This window comes from Kocuria subflava (assembly GCF_012163155.1).
Lineage (GTDB): Bacteria > Actinomycetota > Actinomycetes > Actinomycetales > Micrococcaceae > Kocuria > Kocuria subflava.
In genome coordinates this window covers 19,579-36,795 of record NZ_JAAVUN010000002.1, presented here as the reverse complement: position 1 = coordinate 36,795, position 17,217 = coordinate 19,579, and the positions used below count along the sequence as shown (strand labels likewise).

The window sequence follows — 17,217 nt, the reverse complement described above, 5'->3', positions numbered from 1 at the left end:
CTCGGCGGAGGGGGTGCGGGCGGGGCCGGGACGGGGTCAGCGCTTGGGCCAGGCGGCCCGTGTCAGCTCCCACGTGGAACCCAGGGTGTCCATCATGGCTTTGGTCCCTGCGGTCACCGGCATGAAGTTGGCGTCCCCACCCCAGCGCGGCACCACATGCATGTGTAAGTGCGCAGCAAGGGAACCCCCTGCTGCCTCACCCAGGTTCAAACCGGTGTTGAACGCATCAGGAGAAGCAGCTGCACGGATGGCAATCACTGAATCGCGGGTCAGTTCCATGAGTTCCACAAGTTCCTCAAGGGTCAGGTCTTCAAGGTCCGCCACGTGTCGGTACGGGCACACCAGCAGATGACCGGGGTTGTAGGGGAACAAGTTCTGGATCACAAAACAGTGTTCTCCACGGTGGATGATCAGCGACTCGGCGTCGTCGTAGTCCGGGCCCGTGCAGAACGGGCACCCGGGGCGTGTGCGAACGGAGGTGTCCTCCCCGCGGACGTAGGCCAATCGGTGCGGGGTCCACAGCCGCTGAAAGGCGTCAGGCACCCCAGCCAGCTGGAAGTCGTCCTGTCGAATCCAGTGGTGGGGTGCCTGCTGCTCACTCATCAGTGCCTCAGCCCTGTGCGCTCTGGTCCTGGCCGGACTCCCCGCCCGTGCTCAGCGCATCCGATTCCCCGGCCGCACCCCCGGCCTCCGGGTCAACGCCTGGGGACTCCCACATCGCGTCCTCCTCCTGGGCCACCGCGGAGGGGCGCGGGTCCACGTTCACGCGGTTGTTCACGTGAGCCGTGATCCGGGCGATCGCCTCCTCCACCGGCACGCCGTTCTCCTGGGAGCCGTCGCGGTAGCGGAAGGAGACGGCACCGGCCTCGGCGTCGTCGCCACCGGCGATCAGCACAAACGGCACCTTGTCCTTGGAGGCCGTGCGGATCTTCTTGGGGAACCGGTCCGAGGAGGCATCCAGTTCTGCCCGCACCCCTGCCGTGCGCAGGCGTTCGACGACGTCGCCCAGGTAGTCGTCGAAAGCATCCGCCACGGGGATGGCACGGACCTGCTCCGGGGACAACCAGGCAGGGAACGCCCCCGCGTAGTGTTCGGTGAGCACACCGAAGAACCGCTCGATGGAACCGAACAACGCACGGTGGATCATCACCGGGCGCTGACGGGTGCCGTCGGCGGCGGTGTATTCGATTTCAAACCGCTCGGGCATGAAGAAGTCCAACTGGATGGTGGACATCTGCCAGGTCCGGCCAATAGCATCGCGTGCCTGCACGGAGATCTTGGGGCCGTAGAAGGCAGCACCCTCCGGGTCCGGGACCAGTTCCAGACCGGATTCGGTGGCCACCTCCTCCAAGGTGCGGGTGGCCGCCTCCCAGGTCTGGTCATCACCGATCGACTTCTCCGGGTCCCGTGTGGAGAGCTCCAGGTAGAAGTCCTCCAACCCGTAGGCGGTCAACAGGTCCAGGACGAACTGCAGGGTGCGGGCCAGCTCATCCTTCATCTGCTCGCGGGTGCAGTAGATGTGGGCATCATCCTGCGTGAATCCGCGAGCACGGGTGAGGCCGTGGACCACACCGGACTTCTCGTTGCGGTACACGGTGCCGAACTCAAAGATCCGCAGCGGAAGTTCCCGGTAGGACCGACCCCTGGAATTGAATACCAGGTTGTGCATGGGGCAGTTCATGGGCTTGAGGTAGTAGTCCGCGCCCTGTTTGGTGATGTTCCCGGCGGTGTCCTCCTCCTGGTCCATGTGCATGGGTGGGTACATGCCGTCCTTGTAGAACCCCAGGTGGCCTGAGCGTTCGAACAAGGTGGACTTGGTGATGTGCGGGGTGTTCACAAAGGAGTACCCGGCCTTGAGGTGCTGCTCACGGGAGAGGTTTTCCATCTCCATGCGAATCAAGCCACCGCGGGGGTGGAACACAGCCAGTCCGGAGCCGATGTCATCCGGGAAGGAGAACAGGTCCAGTTCATTGCCCAGACGGCGGTGATCACGCCGTTCAGCCTCCGCCAGGCGGTCCTTGTAGGCCTTGAGTTCGTCCTTGGTGGGCCAGGCCGTGCCGTAGATGCGCTGCAGCTGCTTGTTCTTCTCCGAACCGCGCCAATAGGCGGCAGCCGAGCGCATCAGGGCAAACCCGTTGCCGATCAGCTTGGTGTTGGGCAGGTGCGGGCCGCGGCACAGATCCCGCCAGATGATCTCGCCGGATTTGCGGTCCACGTTGTCGTAGATGCTCAGCTCACCGGCACCGACCTCCTGGGAGGCACCTTCGGCTGCGGTTTCCACGGAGGCACCCTCAGCACCTGAGCCCGGTCCGTGGGCCAAACCGATCAACTCGAGCTTGTAGGGCTCATCGGCCATCTCTTCCACGGCCTGGTCGTGAGTGACTTCCCGACGACGGAACGACTGGGTGGTGTTGATGATCTTCTGCATCCGCTTTTCGATCGCATTGAGGTCTTCAGGCGTGAAAGCGTCGTTGACGTCAAAATCGAAGTAGAAGCCGTCGCGGATGTACGGCCCGATTCCCAGTTTGGCCTCCTGCTTGAGTTCCTGGACCGCTTGGGCCATGACGTGTGCGGTGGAGTGACGCAGCACCTCCAGGCCCTCGGGATCGGAGATGAGCACCTGGGTGACGGTGTCGGCGTCGTTGAGGGTGGTGGAAAGGTCCTTCAGGGTTCCGTTGATGTGGGCCACCACAACGTCACGGTTGTCCGTGTAGAGCTGGGCTGCGGTGGTGCCTGCAGTGATCTGACGGGTTTCACCGTCCACCACCACCGAAATCTGGGGGCCGTTTTCCGGGACCTGGTCACTCATGGAGTTCTTGCCTTTCCGTGGTTGGGGCACGGCCGTACCGGGGCCGCGCTCGACTCAGGCGATCTTACCGGTCCCCGCCCCCGCACCTCACGGGTGCCGGGGTGGGGACCGATAGATCACCGGTCACTTCACGACGACGACGCCTGGAACACGCCGCCTGCCGCAGCCAAGTCCTGCCAGCTCATGCCGACTCCCTTGAAGACCCGCGGACGGGTGAAATCAACCTCCACTCGGTGGTTGACCACATCCACCAGGTTCACCAGGCCTTGGCGGTTCACGGTGCCGTCGTTGATGGCCAGCACCACGTCCCCTGCTTCTCGCAAGGCGGTGACCGTGTCTTCAACCACCACCTGGGCGCGTCCCATCAGGGCGGCGTCCAACTCGCGGCGCTCGGGTTCGTGCGAGCCCATGGCCACCACGCAAGCGGCGTCCTTGACCAGAGTCCCGTCAAAGAGTGGTGTGGGCGAGGAGGTAGCGCACACGATCACGTCGGCATCGGTGACATCCTCCGGCTGCCCCGCACGGGCAGGCATCTCCAAATCCAGGGCGAATGCCACTGCTGCTTGCACCGACTCCGGTTGGCGTCCCACCACCACCACGTCCTGGAACTGCCTGATGGCCGCAAAAGCCTCCAGATGCCCCAGTGCCTGGGGACCGGTGCCAAAGACCACCAGCTTGGCGGTCCGTGCGTGCGCCAGGTGATCGGCAGCCACTGCTGACACGGCAGGCGTTCGCAATGACGTCAGACCATCACCGTGCATCAATGCCCGTGGGGTCAAGGTCTGGGTGTCCATGAGAACGTAGGTGGCCTGGATTCTGGGCAGCCCCCTCTCAGGGTTGCCAGGAGACACCGAGGCCACCATGGTGCCGGTCCAGTCCCCGATGACCGACGGCATGATCAGCAGATGCCCGTCACCGGCGTGCACCGGCATCCTGGCGGGATCCGTGGCCGGGTCAAAGGCGCTCACCAAGGCCTTTTCAATGAGCTCCCGAGCACGTCCCGGGGACACCGCGGCCGTGATGTCTGCCGTGGAGAACCACGGCGGGGCCTGGCCCTGTTGCGATGCTTCAGTGGTCATCAGCGGTCAACCTCCGCAGAATTCGAGGTCTCAACGGAGTTCTGCGCAGCCACCGGGGTGACCTCCGTGGCAGCTTCCCGCCGGGCGATGGCCGGGGCAAACAGAATGGCCGTCAGGGAAATGGCAGCAGTGAGCAGCAGGTAAACAGAGATGGGCTGCCAGGAACCGTTGAACTCCGCCAGCAAGAACGTGGCGATCAGCGGGGCGGTGCCGCCTGCCAGTGCGGCGCCGATCTGATAACCCAGGGTCACACCCGTGTAACGAACCTCTGCGGAGAAGATCTCCGAGCACATGGTGCCCGGCGTTGCGGTGACCGGAGGCCACACCACGCCCAGGCCGATAATGACGGCGGCAAACAGTGCCCAGGTCTGTTCCAGGTTCACCAGCATGAAGAACGGGAAAGCGAACAGCGCAATCAACACCGTCCCGGTGAAGTAGACGGTGCAACGTCCCACGCGGTCCGACAACGCACCCATGACCGGGATCAACACCGTGGACAAACCGGCGTCCGACATCACGGCGTTGAGCGGAGCGGACTGGGGGTACCCCAGCACACCGGTGGCATAGGACACCGCAAAGGTGGCAAAGATGTAGAAGGGTGCGGTTTACGCCACCTTCACGCCCACAGCCACCAGGACCGCGCGCCAGTGGTGACGCAAGGTGTCGATCAGCGGCATCTTGGGAATGCTCCCGGAGGCCTTGGCTTGCTTGAAGTGAGGGGTCTCCCCCAGCCCGCCACGGATCCACAGGCCCACGATCACCAGCAGGATGGAGGCGATGAACGGGATTCGCCAGCCGATGCCGGTCAGGAAGTCCTCGCCGAAGGCTGAGACCACGGCAAACGCGCCGGCTGCCAACAACAGGGCACCGCCCCATTCACCACCGATGGCCAGGCCCTGGATGATACGGCAGATCACCAGCAGGATCGGGGCCAGGATTCCCACCTGGTCGTAGGTGGGCAGCAGGCCGATGGCAACCTTGGCACCGCCCATCATGGACAGAGTCACCACCAAGGTCACCTTGCGTCCCACGCGGTCCCCGAAGTGGGCAAAAACGATGCCACCGAACGGACGGATGAAGAACGTCAGCGCCAGGGGCAGGTAGGAGAGCATCTGGGAGACGTAGGGGTCGTCCGTGGGGAAGAACTGCTTGTTGAAAATCAGTGCAGATGCAGTGGCGTAGAGGCAGAAGTCGTACCACTCGATGGAACTTCCAGCCAAGGATCCGGAGAGCACGCGAACGTTCGTCTTCTTGGCGCCCACCGTGGTGGCTTTGCCTTCGCGTTGTTCTTCCACGGTCAGAGCGACTTCATGGTCGCGTTCCGGGGTTGGTGTGGAATGCGGCGGGTGACCGGAGTTCAAGGGACACCGCCAGAGGATGAGTCGTGAGGCAGCGAGCACCCGAGGCGCCGCAGCGTGATCTCTGCCACAGTCCAATGTTAAATGTCAGTTGGCCACAGAAGGCGAGGAAGAATCCTTCCGCCAGGCCTCACCTCTGGTTGGCCTCAGGCTCCTGCTGCCCCGCCCACACCCCGGTCACATGCCCCAGGTGCTGGGTCATGACTTGGCCCATGAGTTCGGCGTCACGGGACTGGGCAGCCTGCACAATCTGGTGGTGCTCCCGTGCAGTGTCCATCAACTGATTCTTGGCCTCCAGTTCCTTCAGCCCCGTCAACCGCGTCATGGCCAGCAGGGACCGCACTTGCCGGACGGCAATCGGGTTACCTGCTGCAGCCAGCAACCCCAAATGCAGTTCCATGTCCAATTCGATGAACCGCACAAGATCCGCCTCAGCTGCAGCATCAATGCTCTGCTCAGCAAGATCGGCCGAACCTCTGGCCAGCTCGGCGGAGATGCCCCGACCTGCCACCTCCACCATGAGCGGTATTTCAATCAAGGCTCGCAACTGCAACACCTGCCGCCGTGTCTCCTCAGAGACCTCGGTGACGCGGCACCCCTTGTAACGAATGGGACTGACATGACCTTCTGCGGCCAGATCCAGCATGGCTTCACGCACAGGGGTGGCTGACACCCCGAATTCCACGGCCAGGGTGGGGGCACTGAGGACCTCACCTGGGGAAAAGTCACCGGCAATCAGGGCGTGGCGCAGTTGTGCCGCCACTTGGTCCCGTAGCGACGGCGCGGGACCATCCATCAGGGCCACCATGGGTCGCCGGCTTTTCCCGTGGGAAGCAGATAGTTCAGGCATGTGTTGTCCTCAGCGCCACGACGCCGTTGCGCCGGATGAAACGGAAGCTCAGAAAAGAGCCTGGATGGGCTCCACCAATTCCGGGGAGTTGTTGCGGACGTTGCCCACACCACTTCCAACGGCACGCAACTGCCAGGGCGCAGCCGCTTCTGTGGCCTCCTGGCGAACCCTGCCCACGAGTTCCAGGACCGATTCCTTGGCTTCAGCGTCCTTGCCCGCACCCAGGGTGGGGTCCAGCCAGTCGCCCAGCGTGCCGCGCGTCAGGGCAATGGGCAGCCGGTCGTGCAGCTCTCCCAGTTCAGCCAGGTTCTCCTGCTGCGAATCCGTGGAGGGCGCCTCCGTAGTGAGGATGGAACAGGACAGCACCCACGTGCCATCGACGTCCTGCCACCACTCGTAGATCCCGGCAAACCAGATGTTCTGCTCAGGGTCTGCCGGGTGGACGTAGTACGGCTGTTTGGCCGGCCGGTCCTTGGTGGCCTTGACCGGTTGCCCGTCGGCATCCAATCGTTTTTTCCATTCGTAGTACCCGTTGGCCGGGACAGCGCAGCGCCGGTGCCGAATGGCTGAGCGGAACATGGGCTTGTCCACCACGGTTTCGGAGCGGGCGTTGAAGGCACGTGTTCCGATCGATGCCTCTTTGGCCCACCCCGGGATCAGTCCCCACCGGGCAACATGCAGTTCGCGCAAGGGGGCAGCGGCGTCGTCGTCCAAGCGTTCCAGCAGGATCGGCACCTCACTGGTGGGAGCCACGTTCCAGTTGGCCCGCACTTCCCCGGTGGGCAGGTCCTGCAGGGGTTGACCGGCCACGGCACCGACGTCGAACAGCAGGTCATCCACTGAGCGTGCAATCACGTATCGTCCGCACATCAGAAGGCCTGTTCCTGGAGCGATCCGTGCCCCATGTGCCGTGCATACATTCCGTAAACCTTTCGCAACGCGGCCTCGACGTCGCTGACCCGAGTACCCGGTCGCAGGTCCTCCACGGCACCGGCCGTGGACGGGCTCCACTGCAGTCCCAAACACCGGTACACATCCGTCAGCACCGACCGCAGGGGTTCGGCCTGCTCCACGACGACGACGGTGGAGAAGTACCAGGCTCCCTGAACGATCCGCTGGGCGGAACCGGCCAACTTGATGGTTTCTGATGCGGAGCTGATGGTGCGCCCCGTGGCGTGGACACTGTGTTCACCGGGGCAGTACTCGCCGGGGATCTCCCCCACCTCTGCAGGTACGTCCAACTCCTCCATGGCAGCAACCACCATGTCCGCAAACAGTCGGTAGCGTTCCCGGATTCCGGCCTTGGGATCCGGGTCCGGTTCAATGTGATCGATCACCAGACATCCGCGGTGATATGCGGCTGCCCTGCCGCCGACTTTGCGTACCAGCGGGGTGAATCCTGCGCGCTGGACGGCCCGTTCAGCGGCGGCAAAACCTGGAAGCAGCTCGTCACGGCGTCCAAAGGCAACGGTGGGACGCGGCTGGTAGATCCGCAGGACGGGACCGGCGGCACCGGATCGCACGGCCCGCAGGATGTTGTCCCCGGCCTGGTAGTCCTGTTGCGCACCCAGGGATTCGCGTTGACGGATCAGTTTCATGCCGGGCTCTCCCCGGACCGAAAGTTCTCCCACCAGTCGGCCAGAGCACGTGCAGATTGGTCCACCCGCGTGGCCCAGTCCAAGGCTTGCTCGCCGGCGTCGTCGGAAACGTGTTTGACCATGCGCAGACCCACTCCCATTTCCCGACAGGCCACGGCCACGGCGAATCCCTCCATGTTCACCAGGTCTGCACGCTGCTCCAGGGCATCACGTACGGGGCCGCCGGCCACAAAGGAATCCCCTGTGGCAAGCACTGAGCCGTCTCCGGGCTGCCCCATTTCCGTGAGGTTGATGCTCTCTTGCGGATCGGAGCCCATGGCTCGCATCAATTCGGCGTCGATGTCCCGGTTGATCACCAGGGAGGGCTCAAAGATGCCGTGAGCACCGGGGCACAAACCACCGCAGCTGCCCAGGTTCACCACCGTCAGCCTGCCCCTGTTGCGGGCATCCGGGACACGTTCCACGATGGCGCGTGTGGTGTGCGTTGCGGCCCGGGACATCCCAATGCCGGTGAGCACCACGTCCGTGCCGGCAGGAAGGTATGTGGTTTCCGCAGGATGGGCGGCAACCACCAGGAGATCAGTCATGGCTGAAACTGTATTAGGCTCCCGGCTCCCCCGCTGACAGCACCACAGGGTCAGGCCAGCTTGTCCCCTTCGGCCGCAGCCAACAGGCGGAATCGCGCCGACTGGCCCTCGGGCTGTTGCTCAACCTCGGGTTCCGGTGCCGTCCGGGAACGCGACTGCGGTACACAGCGAGTCAGCCTCTTGGCCACAGGCCGCTGCACGTAACGCCAGGACACAGCTGCCAGCGCCAACGCCAAGGTGGCTCCCAGAACAGCGCTGCCCATGGGAGACCACTGGGTGGCACCCAGTGTCATGAACATCAGGTGCACGGGCCACCCGTAGAGCACCAGGCCGATCCACAAGTCACGGCCCGCCACCAGCGATGGGACAGGCACCATGACCGCAGGCAGCAAAGCCAAGGCCAGGAACGGTGGGCCAACATCCAGCCCAGCCATAGCCAGGGGAAGTGCCACCACAAACACCACCACCCCGATCACGGGCAGCAGGAAGCGTTGGAGGGTGCGGCGTCGTAACAACAGGTCCCCCACGGCCACCACAGCACTGCCCGCAAAAAAGCACGAGAGCAAATGAGTGGTGCACATGACAGCCTGCGCCCAGGAAAAGGTGGGATCCGCCCACAAGGCCGTCCCCACCACGGGCGCGTGCTTGGACAGACTGCTGCCCACCACAAAGGCCAAAATCATGGAGACCACCATCAGCGCCGGGGCTATCCGCGTGACATTGGCCTTTGCCCACTGGGTGCGGAACACCACCGCCACGCTCACACATCCCAGCACCCAGGCCGGCAGGATGGCCGCCACCACTTTGATCACCGTGGACACGGCCACGATCTCAGAGAACAGCGCAATCAACACCACCCCCGGGAGCACCGTGAAAGCAAGGGTGGCCAGGGTCTGGGCCACCAGGTTTCCCCACACCATCCTGGGTGCACGGCGCAGGTAGAAGTGGGTGACCAGAATCCCCGTCAGGACAAACATGGCGCCCAAGGACACCTGACCCAGGAAAGCGGGTGAACCCAATTCTCCAGCGCGCTCCAACAGACTCGCCTGGGGTCGCTGGGGGGCCACCCCGCCCAAGTCCAGTCCCAGACAGACCACAAACACCAGGGCCAGGACCGTGCGCAAAGCCACCAGATTCCGCCGCCGCTCCCACCCCAAGGTCAGCACCGGAGAAGGCACCACGGGCATGGACGATGAACTGCCGGTCGGTGACGCAGCGTGACGCCCGGGCAGGGATCGGACGGGGTCGTCATCGAAGACGTCAACGGGGGCAGCCGTCTGATCGGAACCCACGGCTGCATGCAGTACTGGGTTGTGGTACGGGACTGCTGGGTTGTGGTACTGAGCTGCTGGATTGGCGTACAGGTCTGTGGGCACAGGGCTGTACGGAGTGTCCTTGGGCATCGGCTACATCCGAACGTCGGCAGAGGTCTTGGTGTCCTGGGGGCTGGTGGGCCCGGTGGAGGAACACGCAGGGAGACAACAGAACTGCGCACACCCTGACACATCCACAGTATCCGCACTGACTACGCTTCTCGCACTGCATAGACCCGTCCCCCGAGCAGTGGACGAATCCCTGTCATCGTTGCGACAAGTGGCGATAACACGCCGAGTGACGACTCTTCCGTCCCCCAACACGCGTCTACAGGTTCACTACGGTGCGTATGTGAGGATTGGAGTATGCGTATAGACGCACAGATTGTGGTGATCGGCGGTGGCATCTCGGGACTCTCCCTGATCTCCGAGCTCACCCGCCGTCGATCCACCGGTCACCGAATCATTCTGGTGGAGGCTGAATCCACCCTGGCTCACCACACCTCCAGCAGGTCCGCCCAACACCTGAGCCCCGCTTACGGGCCACCGCCGGTCCGAGAACTGACGGAGCGCACCGTGGCGCAACTTGCCAAGGGATTGGAGGATCTGGAGGAACCCGTGATCTGGCCATGCCCCACGGTGGTGGTGGGCTCCAAGGCGCAATTGGCGGCCGAGAGCACGTTTTACTCCACCCGAATCTCCCGCGATGCCGTGATCGAGCTCTGCCCGGAGCTCTCCCCCATGCACCCGGAGGCACTGGTTGGCGGCCTGTTCGAGGACGACGCCGTACGCCTGGATGCCTCCTCATTGTTGGAGTGGCACCGCAGGATCGCCACGGAGGCAGGCGTCCAGATCCTCACTGATGCGCCAGTCACCGCAGCAACCTACGACGACGACGCCTGGGAGATCACGGCCGGCTCAAATGAACTGCGCAGCCCCCTGGTGGTCAATGCGGCCGGGGCCTGGGCCGATGAAGTTTCCCAGCTCTTTGGTGCTGAGCCCTTGGGGTTGCAGCCGTTGCGGCGTACCGCCGCCTTGGTCTCCCTGGAACAGCCGCTTGCTGCGGATCACCCTGTGGTGGTGACGGCCGATGGAGGTTGGTACTACCGAGCAGATCCGGTGGGTGCCTTGATTTCCTCCGGTGAGGCCGAACCCCAAGATCCCTGCGACTCCCAACCGCATCCGGGACAGATGCAGGCCCTGGTGGAGGAGATCAACGCGGTGACCTCCCTGCGCATCACGGAGATCGTGCGCTCCTGGACCGGGCAACGCACTGCAGCACCGGATGGTGTGCCGGTCTGTGGGTTCGATCCCGAGCTGGCCGGGTTCTTGTGGCTGGCCGGGCAGTCCGGTTACGGCTTCCAGACCAGCACAGCACTGGCAAGGGCAGCAGCCGATCTGCTGTTGGAGGATCTGATCGGGACGTGGTGCTCAGTGGAAACAGCCCAGGCCCTCTCCCCAACTCGCTTCCACCAACGTTGACCCCAGCCCAGACCGAGGTTTCTGCCCGCCGAGCGCGAGTCTCTCGGGCAGAAACCTCGGTCTGGAAGCGGGCTTAGAAGTCCCAGTCCTCGTCGTCGGTGTTCACGGCCTTGCCGATCACGTAGGAGGAACCGGACCCGGAGAAGAAGTCGTGGTTCTCGTCCGCGTTCGGGGACAGGGCGGAGAGGATCGCCGGGGAAACGTCGGTCATCTCCTTGGGGAACAGCGCCTCGTAGCCCAGGTTGTTCAGCGCCTTGTTGGCGTTGTAGTGCAGGAACTTCTTGACCTCTTCGGTCCAGCCCACGCCGTCATAGAGAGATTCGGTGTAGGCGATCTCGTTCTCGTAGAGCTCGTCCAGGAGGTCGTAGGTGAAGTCCTTGAGCTCGTCACGGCGTTCCTGGGTTTCCTTCTCCAGGCCCTTCTGGAACTTGTAGCCGATGTAGTAACCGTGCACAGCTTCGTCACGGATGATCAACCGGATGATATCCGCGGTGTTGGTCAGCTTGGCCTTGGAGGAGAAGTGCATGGGCAGGTAGAACCCGGAGTAGAACAGGAAGGACTCCAGCAGCGTGGAGGCCACCTTCTTCTTCAGGGGGTCATCCCCCACGTAACGCTCCAGAACAATGTCTGCCTTGCGCTGCAGGTACTCGTTCTCCCGTGACCAGCGGAAGGCTTCATCGATCATCTTGGTGGAAGCCAAGGTGGAGAAGATCGAGGAGTAGGACTTGGCGTGCACCGACTCCATAAAGGCGATGTTGGTGTAAACCGCTTCCTCGTGGAGGGTCACGGCATCCGGGATCAAAGAGACGGCACCCACGGTTCCCTGGATGGTGTCCAGCAGGGTCAGGCCGGTGAACACCTTCATGGTGAGGTCCTTTTCCTCATCCGTGAGCGTGTTCCAGGACTGGACGTCGTTGGACAGCGGCACCTTTTCCGGCAGCCAGAAGTTGGCGGTCAACCGGTCCCAAACCTCGTCATCCTTGGGGTCCTGGATGCGGTTCCAGTTGATGGCTTCCACGTTGTGGTGGAGCAGCTCCACCTTCTCGCTCATCATCGCGGGGGTTTCTCCTTGCTCGGCTGATGTTGGTGTGTTGCCGAACGGCGAGTTGTTCCGCCCATCACAGCTGATGGGCGGAACAACTCAACGCTCGGCGGATACGTGGCTGATCACAGCATGCAGGACACGCAGCCCTCGACCTCGGTGCCTTCCAGTGCGAGCTGGCGGATCCGCGAGTAGTACATCGTCTTGATGCCCTTGCGCCACGCGTAGATCTGCGCCTTGTTGATGTCACGCGTGGTGGCGGTGTCCTTGAAGAACAGCGTCAAGGACAGGCCCTGGTCCACGTGCTGGGTGGCAGCAGCGTAGGTGTCGATGATCTTCTCGTAGCCGATCTCGTACGCGTCCTGGAAGTACTCCAGGTTCTCCATGTCCATGTGCGGAGCCGGGTAGTAGACGCGCCCCAGCTTGCCTTCCTTGCGGATCTCGATGGCCGAAGCGATCGGGTGGATGGAGGAGGTGGAGTTGTTGATGTAGGAGATGGAGCCTGTGGGCGGCACGGCCTGCAGGTTCTGGTTGTACATGCCGTGCTCGGCCACCTGGGCTTTGAGTTCACGCCAGTCGTCCTGGGTGGGGATGTGCACACCGGCGCGGGCAAAGATCTTCCGCACAGTGTCCGTGGCCGGCAGCCAAGTCTGGTCCGTGTACTTGTCAAAGTAAGACCCGTTGGCGTAGTCCGAGTTCTCAAAGTTCACAAACGTCTCGCCGCGTTCCTTGGCGATCAGCATGGAAGCGCGCACTGCGTGGAACACCACGGTGTAGAAGTAGATGTTGGTGAAATCAACACCTTCCTCAGACCCGTAGTGGATGTGTTCGCGGCCCAGGTAACCGTGCAGGTTCATCTGGCCCAGGCCCACGGCGTGGGACATGGAGTTGCCACGCTGGATGGAGGGCACGGATTCGATCTCGGACTTGTCAGAGACTGCCGTCAGACCACGAATGGCGGTCTCCACGGTCAGCCCGAAGTCCGGGGAATCCATGCTCAGGGCGATGTTCAAGGAGCCCAGGTTGCAGGAGATGTCCTTGCCCACCGTGGAGTATCCGAGGTCGGCGTCGTACACGGAAGGCTCGGATACCTGGAGGATCTCGGAGCACAGGTTGGACATGATGACCTTGCCCTCAATGGGGTTGGCCTTGTTCACGGTGTCCTCGAACATGACGTACGGGTACCCGGATTCGAACTGGACCTCGGCAATGGTCTGGAAGAACTCACGCGCGTTGATCTTGGTCTTGGAGATCCGGGCGTCGTTGACCATCTCGTGGTACTTCTCCGTGACGTTGATGTCGGAGAAGGGCATGCCGTAGATGCGTTCGACGTCGTACGGGGAGAACAGGTACATGTCCTGGTTCTTCTTGGCCAGCTCGAACGTGATGTCCGGGATGACAACACCCAGGGAGAGGGTCTTGATGCGGATCTTCTCATCCGCGTTCTCCCGCTTGGTGTCCAGGAACTTGTAGATGTCCGGGTGGTGGGCGTGCAGGTAGACCGCGCCGGCTCCCTGGCGGGCACCCAGCTGGTTGGCGTAGGAGAAGGAGTCCTCCAGCAGCTTCATGACCGGGATGACGCCGGAGGACTGGTTCTCGATCTTCTTGATCGGAGCCCCGGATTCACGCAGGTTGGTCAGGGCAAAGGCCACGCCGCCGCCGCGCTTGGACAACTGCAGGGCGGAGTTGATGGAACGTCCGATGGACTCCATGTTGTCTTCCATGCGCAGCAGGAAGCAGGAAACCATTTCACCGCGCTGCTTCTTGCCGGCGTTCAAGAACGTGGGGGTGGCCGGCTGGAAACGACCGGTGATGATCTCCTCCACCAGCTTCTCAGCCAACTGCTGGTCACCGTCGGCCAGGTACAGGGAGACCATGACCACACGGTCCTCAAAACGCTCCAGGTAACGGCGTCCGTCGAAAGTCTTGAGCGTGTAGGAGGTGTAGAACTTGAAGGCTCCCAGGAAGGTCTGGAAGCGGAACTTGTGGGCGTAGGCCTGCTTGGAGAGCTTCTTGATGAACTCGAAGGAGTACTGGTCCAGCACCGCGGGCTCGTAGTACTGGTGGTCCACCAGGTACTTCAGCTTTTCCTCCAGGTCATGGAAGAACACGGTGTTCTCGTTGACGTGCTGCAGGAAGTATTGGCGGGCAGCCTGCCGGTCGGCTTCGAACTGAATGTTGCCGTCGGCGTCGTAGAGGTTCAGGACTGCGTTGAGTTCGTGGTAGCCCATGCCCCGGAACTTCTCCGGAACGGAGGGGTCGTCGTGCCCGGACTCGGCAATGCCGACGTGTAAGGTGTGGGTGGTCACTGCCACAGTTTCATCAGTCCTTCGTTCACTTTGTTCACATCTTCTTGGGTGCCCATCAACTCGAACTTGTAGAGCACGGGCACCCCGCACTTGGCGGAGATCTTGTCTGCGGCGATACAGAATTTGTCGCCGAAGTTGGTGTTTCCTGCCCCCAGCACACCCCGCATCAGGGCGCGGTTGGCTTCCACGTTCAGGAACTTCACCACCTGGGGTGGCACTGCTCCGGAACCTTCGGGCCGCCCATAGGTGGGCACGGCCAGCACGTAGGGCTCCTCCATGACGGGGGGTTCATGGGAGGTGTGCAGTGGGAGCCGGACCTTGCGGGCCCACAGTTTCTCCATGAACCGGTGCGTGTTGCCGGAGACGGAGGAGAAATAGACGACGACGGGGTCGGTGGCTCCGTCCGGAAGCTGTTCACCGTTGCCTGGGTCCCTGTCTGGTTGGTGCTCGCGGTGGCGGGCAGCTTCCAGGAGTGCGGACAAGGCCGACATGGCAGATCACTTCCGTTGACGCTGGGATGGTTGTGGAGATTCCTGGGACCGTCTGTGAGACGCGGCCTGGGTCTGACCACACACGCCTTCGGTGCGACGGCTGGTGTCCGAAAGCCCGGGCACCAGCCGCACAACCTCAAGCGGAGCGGCGAACGCGCAGTGAGGAAATCTTGTCCGGGCGGAAACCGGACCAGTGGTCCTCACCGGCGACCACGACGGGCACCTGCTGGTAGCCCATGGCCACCACACGGTTGTAGGCGTCCTGGTCCTCGGTGACATCAATGACGGTGTAGTCGATGTCACTCTTCTTGAGTGCACGGTAGGTGGCGTTGCACTGGACGCAGGAGGGCTTGGAGTAGACGGTCACGGACATGTCAAGAGTCCCTTCCTGTGGGGGTGGTCTGTATGGCGGTGGGGAGAAGCCGGCCGGGGAAGTACGTGCGTCTCCATCCCGTGGATGACGCGGACCGGTCCGCTGGGTGGACCTCTCTCCTGTGCTGAGCATCGATACTACATCTAGTGTTCGGTGCTGCCTGCAACCCCAAGATGTCGTGTCAGGCACCGCGAGTGGTTGTCCTCACCTCATCCCCAGATCACCTTGTTTGATCCACAGCAGGCCCTCCGGCTTCCCCCGCGAGATCATGCCGAACTCGCCCCGGGAGCCGACCTGCGTCCACAGGTGTGGACAGCCCACGATGTTCTGCTGTGCATTCAGAATTCACATGACGAAACCTCACCGTGGGCGTGTCGATCCTCCGCCGAACAGCTTTCTGACAGCTGCTGTTGGTGACGGAAGTCCCATGGCGATCTTGGCGCCCTTGGCCTTGATGGCGGTGTACGGCGGGTAGACCACTTTCAAGGTGTCCGGGTTCAACGGCTTGTCCAACACGGCACGCTCATGGCTGAAGGTCTGCAGCGAATAAGCGCCGTGGTAGTTGCCAACACCGGACTCCCCCACACCGCCGAACGGAAGATGCGGGTGGGCCAAATGAATCACCGGTGCACCCACGCACATGCCACCGGATGATGTCAGGGCACGGAACTCCGATCGGACGGCGTCATCCTGGCTGAAGACGTACAGCGCTAGCGGTTTCTCCCTGGCGTTGATGTACTGGATGGCCTGGTGGTGATCTGCTGCCTCCACCAGAGGCAGCACCGGGCCAAAGATTTCTTCCTGCATCAGCGGGCCATCCGGAGCTTGCCGCACCACGGTGGGTGCCACGTACAGCTGTTCAGCATCAGTGCCACCACCAAAGATCATGTCTTCCGTGGCCACCTCACTGAGTGTGGTGGCCAACTTGTCCAGGTGCCGGCGGCTCACGATCCGCCCGTAGGAGTCGCTGCGGGCAGGATCAGCACCGTAGAGGGAGGTGACCGCCGCAGCCAGTAGAGTCTCCAGTCGCTGCAGCACCTGGGGCGGGCCCATCACGTAATCCGGTGCCACGCAGGTCTGACCGGCGTTGAGGAACTTACCCCAGGCAATCCGCTGGGCCGCCACCTTCAGATCAACGGTGTCATCCACCCACACCGGGGATTTGCCACCCAGTTCCAGGGTGACCGGAGTCAGGTACTCGGCAGCTGCCCGCATGACCACACGTCCCACGGTGGCGTTGCCGGTGTAGAAGATGTGATCGAACCGGTGCTGCAGCACACGCGTGGTTTCCGGGACAGCGCCCGTGACCACACCCACACAGTCCGCAAGACTGTCCTGCAGCGCCTCCGTCAGAACCTGGGCAACGTGCGGGGTGACTTCAGAGGGCTTGACCACGGCGGTGTTGCCTGCCGCCAAGGCCCCGGCCAATGGGGACAGGACCAACTGCACAGGGTAGTTCCACGGGGCAATGATCAGGACCGTGCCCAGAGGCTGGTGGTCCACCCATCCCCGGCTGGGTGCCAACGTTGCACTGCCGGGAACCTTGGACAGGGCCATCCACTGCGGCAACAGGCGGCGCAGATGGTGGATTTCTCCGAACACGGTTCCCAGTTCCGTGGTCCATGCCTCCGTGGTGGACTTGCCCAGATCCTGCCCCAGGGCCTCCACCAGAGGGGCCTCCCATCTGCGCAGCATGGATTCCAGCCGGTCCAGTCGATCCAACCGGGTCTCCAGGTCCACCGGCGGTGCGAAAGCAGCCCGTACGGAGTGCACCGTGGCGTCAATGCGCTCGGCATCTGCAGCGTCCAGACCCTCAACCGGTGCCAGTTGCGAGTCATACCCCGATTGTTGATTCAGAGGTGTCCAAAAGGTCTCAGCAGTCGTTGTCTCCATGACCCCACGCTATGCGCTGGGTCAGACACCACA

16 protein-coding genes are annotated in these 17,217 nt (G+C 62.9%); 1 reads left to right on the top strand and 15 read right to left on the bottom strand.

The window, feature by feature from the left end; all coding sequences use genetic code 11:
- Positions 1 to 36: 36 nt before the first annotated feature.
- The 10 genes from GTW58_RS01710 to GTW58_RS01670 form a co-directional block, all read right to left on the bottom strand.
- A complete protein-coding gene (locus GTW58_RS01710; RefSeq protein WP_119932450.1) occupies positions 37 to 603 on the bottom strand; it encodes an HIT family protein in 567 nt (188 codons plus the stop codon).
- Between the two features lie 7 nt (positions 604 to 610).
- Positions 611 to 2,809 carry a threonine--tRNA ligase gene (gene thrS / locus GTW58_RS01705; RefSeq protein ID WP_119932451.1) on the bottom strand — a complete coding sequence of 733 codons (2,199 nt, stop codon included), beginning with the start codon at positions 2,807 to 2,809 and terminating at the stop codon, positions 611 to 613.
- Positions 2,810 to 2,937: 128 nt separating this feature from the next.
- On the bottom strand, positions 2,938 to 3,888 hold the full coding sequence (locus GTW58_RS01700) for an ornithine cyclodeaminase family protein (protein WP_119932452.1): 951 nt from the start codon (positions 3,886 to 3,888) through the stop codon (positions 2,938 to 2,940).
- A complete protein-coding gene (locus GTW58_RS14480) occupies positions 3,888 to 4,460 on the bottom strand; it encodes an MFS transporter (RefSeq protein WP_232817968.1) in 573 nt (190 codons plus the stop codon). Before GTW58_RS14480 ends, GTW58_RS01700 begins: the two co-directional genes overlap by 1 nt.
- 33 nt (positions 4,461 to 4,493) lie before the next feature.
- Positions 4,494 to 5,249 (bottom strand): MFS transporter, encoded by a 756-nt coding sequence (locus GTW58_RS14475; RefSeq protein ID WP_232817969.1) that lies wholly within the window; start codon positions 5,247 to 5,249, stop codon positions 4,494 to 4,496.
- Between the two features lie 127 nt (positions 5,250 to 5,376).
- Positions 5,377 to 6,042, bottom strand: coding sequence for a GntR family transcriptional regulator (locus tag GTW58_RS01690; RefSeq protein ID WP_209436261.1), 666 nt, complete (start codon positions 6,040 to 6,042; stop codon positions 5,377 to 5,379).
- A gap of 102 nt (positions 6,043 to 6,144) precedes the next feature.
- A complete protein-coding gene (locus tag GTW58_RS01685; RefSeq protein WP_119932454.1) occupies positions 6,145 to 6,966 on the bottom strand; it encodes an SOS response-associated peptidase in 822 nt (273 codons plus the stop codon).
- Positions 6,966 to 7,694, bottom strand: a complete 729-nt coding sequence (locus GTW58_RS01680; protein WP_119932455.1) for a lipoate--protein ligase family protein — start codon at positions 7,692 to 7,694, stop codon at positions 6,966 to 6,968. Before GTW58_RS01680 ends, GTW58_RS01685 begins: the two co-directional genes overlap by 1 nt.
- Positions 7,691 to 8,281: a nucleosidase gene (locus tag GTW58_RS01675; protein ID WP_119932456.1), complete on the bottom strand. Its 591-nt coding sequence runs from the start codon at positions 8,279 to 8,281 to the stop codon at positions 7,691 to 7,693. The genes GTW58_RS01680 and GTW58_RS01675 overlap by 4 nt, the downstream gene beginning before the upstream one ends.
- A gap of 50 nt (positions 8,282 to 8,331) precedes the next feature.
- Positions 8,332 to 9,684, bottom strand: coding sequence for a hypothetical protein (locus GTW58_RS01670; protein WP_119932457.1), 1,353 nt, complete (start codon positions 9,682 to 9,684; stop codon positions 8,332 to 8,334).
- Positions 9,685 to 9,960: 276 nt separating this feature from the next.
- On the opposite strand from GTW58_RS01670, the gene GTW58_RS01665 reads away from it, so the two are divergent.
- Positions 9,961 to 11,076, top strand: a complete 1,116-nt coding sequence (locus GTW58_RS01665; protein WP_119932458.1) for an NAD(P)/FAD-dependent oxidoreductase — start codon at positions 9,961 to 9,963, stop codon at positions 11,074 to 11,076.
- Between the two features lie 73 nt (positions 11,077 to 11,149).
- On the opposite strand, the gene nrdF is transcribed toward GTW58_RS01665, so the two are convergent.
- The 5 genes from nrdF to GTW58_RS01640 all read right to left on the bottom strand — a co-directional run bounded on the left by nrdF (position 11,150) and on the right by GTW58_RS01640 (position 17,184).
- Positions 11,150 to 12,127: a class 1b ribonucleoside-diphosphate reductase subunit beta gene (nrdF, locus tag GTW58_RS01660; RefSeq protein ID WP_119932480.1), complete on the bottom strand. Its 978-nt coding sequence runs from the start codon at positions 12,125 to 12,127 to the stop codon at positions 11,150 to 11,152.
- Between the two features lie 116 nt (positions 12,128 to 12,243).
- On the bottom strand, positions 12,244 to 14,349 hold the full coding sequence (gene nrdE, locus GTW58_RS01655) for a class 1b ribonucleoside-diphosphate reductase subunit alpha (protein ID WP_119932481.1): 2,106 nt from the start codon (positions 14,347 to 14,349) through the stop codon (positions 12,244 to 12,246).
- Between the two features lie 74 nt (positions 14,350 to 14,423).
- Complete coding sequence (nrdI, locus tag GTW58_RS01650; RefSeq protein WP_047687969.1) at positions 14,424 to 14,918, bottom strand: class Ib ribonucleoside-diphosphate reductase assembly flavoprotein NrdI; 495 nt, start codon at positions 14,916 to 14,918, stop codon at positions 14,424 to 14,426.
- 136 nt (positions 14,919 to 15,054) lie between these two features.
- Positions 15,055 to 15,291 (bottom strand): glutaredoxin-like protein NrdH, encoded by a 237-nt coding sequence (gene nrdH / locus GTW58_RS01645; protein ID WP_047687971.1) that lies wholly within the window; start codon positions 15,289 to 15,291, stop codon positions 15,055 to 15,057.
- 360 nt (positions 15,292 to 15,651) lie between these two features.
- On the bottom strand, positions 15,652 to 17,184 hold the full coding sequence (locus tag GTW58_RS01640; RefSeq protein ID WP_052209251.1) for an aldehyde dehydrogenase family protein: 1,533 nt from the start codon (positions 17,182 to 17,184) through the stop codon (positions 15,652 to 15,654).
- Between the last annotated feature and the right edge of the window lie 33 nt (positions 17,185 to 17,217).

Coding starts and splice junctions, on each gene's coding strand:
- GTW58_RS01710 (WP_119932450.1), bottom strand. CDS start 603: ATGAGTGAGCAGCAGGCACCCCACCACTGGATTCGACAGGACGACTTC.
- thrS (WP_119932451.1), bottom strand. CDS start 2,809: ATGAGTGACCAGGTCCCGGAAAACGGCCCCCAGATTTCGGTGGTGGTG.
- GTW58_RS01700 (WP_119932452.1), bottom strand. CDS start 3,888: ATGACCACTGAAGCATCGCAACAGGGCCAGGCCCCGCCGTGGTTCTCC.
- GTW58_RS01690 (WP_209436261.1), bottom strand. CDS start 6,042: ATGGATGGTCCCGCGCCGTCGCTACGGGACCAAGTGGCGGCACAACTG.
- GTW58_RS01685 (WP_119932454.1), bottom strand. CDS start 6,966: ATGTGCGGACGATACGTGATTGCACGCTCAGTGGATGACCTGCTGTTC.
- GTW58_RS01680 (WP_119932455.1), bottom strand. CDS start 7,694: ATGAAACTGATCCGTCAACGCGAATCCCTGGGTGCGCAACAGGACTAC.
- GTW58_RS01675 (WP_119932456.1), bottom strand. CDS start 8,281: ATGACTGATCTCCTGGTGGTTGCCGCCCATCCTGCGGAAACCACATAC.
- GTW58_RS01670 (WP_119932457.1), bottom strand. CDS start 9,684: ATGCCCAAGGACACTCCGTACAGCCCTGTGCCCACAGACCTGTACGCC.
- GTW58_RS01665 (WP_119932458.1), top strand. CDS start 9,961: ATGCGTATAGACGCACAGATTGTGGTGATCGGCGGTGGCATCTCGGGA.
- nrdF (WP_119932480.1), bottom strand. CDS start 12,127: ATGAGCGAGAAGGTGGAGCTGCTCCACCACAACGTGGAAGCCATCAAC.
- nrdE (WP_119932481.1), bottom strand. CDS start 14,349: ATGGGCTACCACGAACTCAACGCAGTCCTGAACCTCTACGACGCCGAC.
- nrdI (WP_047687969.1), bottom strand. CDS start 14,918: ATGTCGGCCTTGTCCGCACTCCTGGAAGCTGCCCGCCACCGCGAGCAC.
- nrdH (WP_047687971.1), bottom strand. CDS start 15,291: ATGTCCGTGACCGTCTACTCCAAGCCCTCCTGCGTCCAGTGCAACGCC.
- GTW58_RS01640 (WP_052209251.1), bottom strand. CDS start 17,184: ATGGAGACAACGACTGCTGAGACCTTTTGGACACCTCTGAATCAACAA.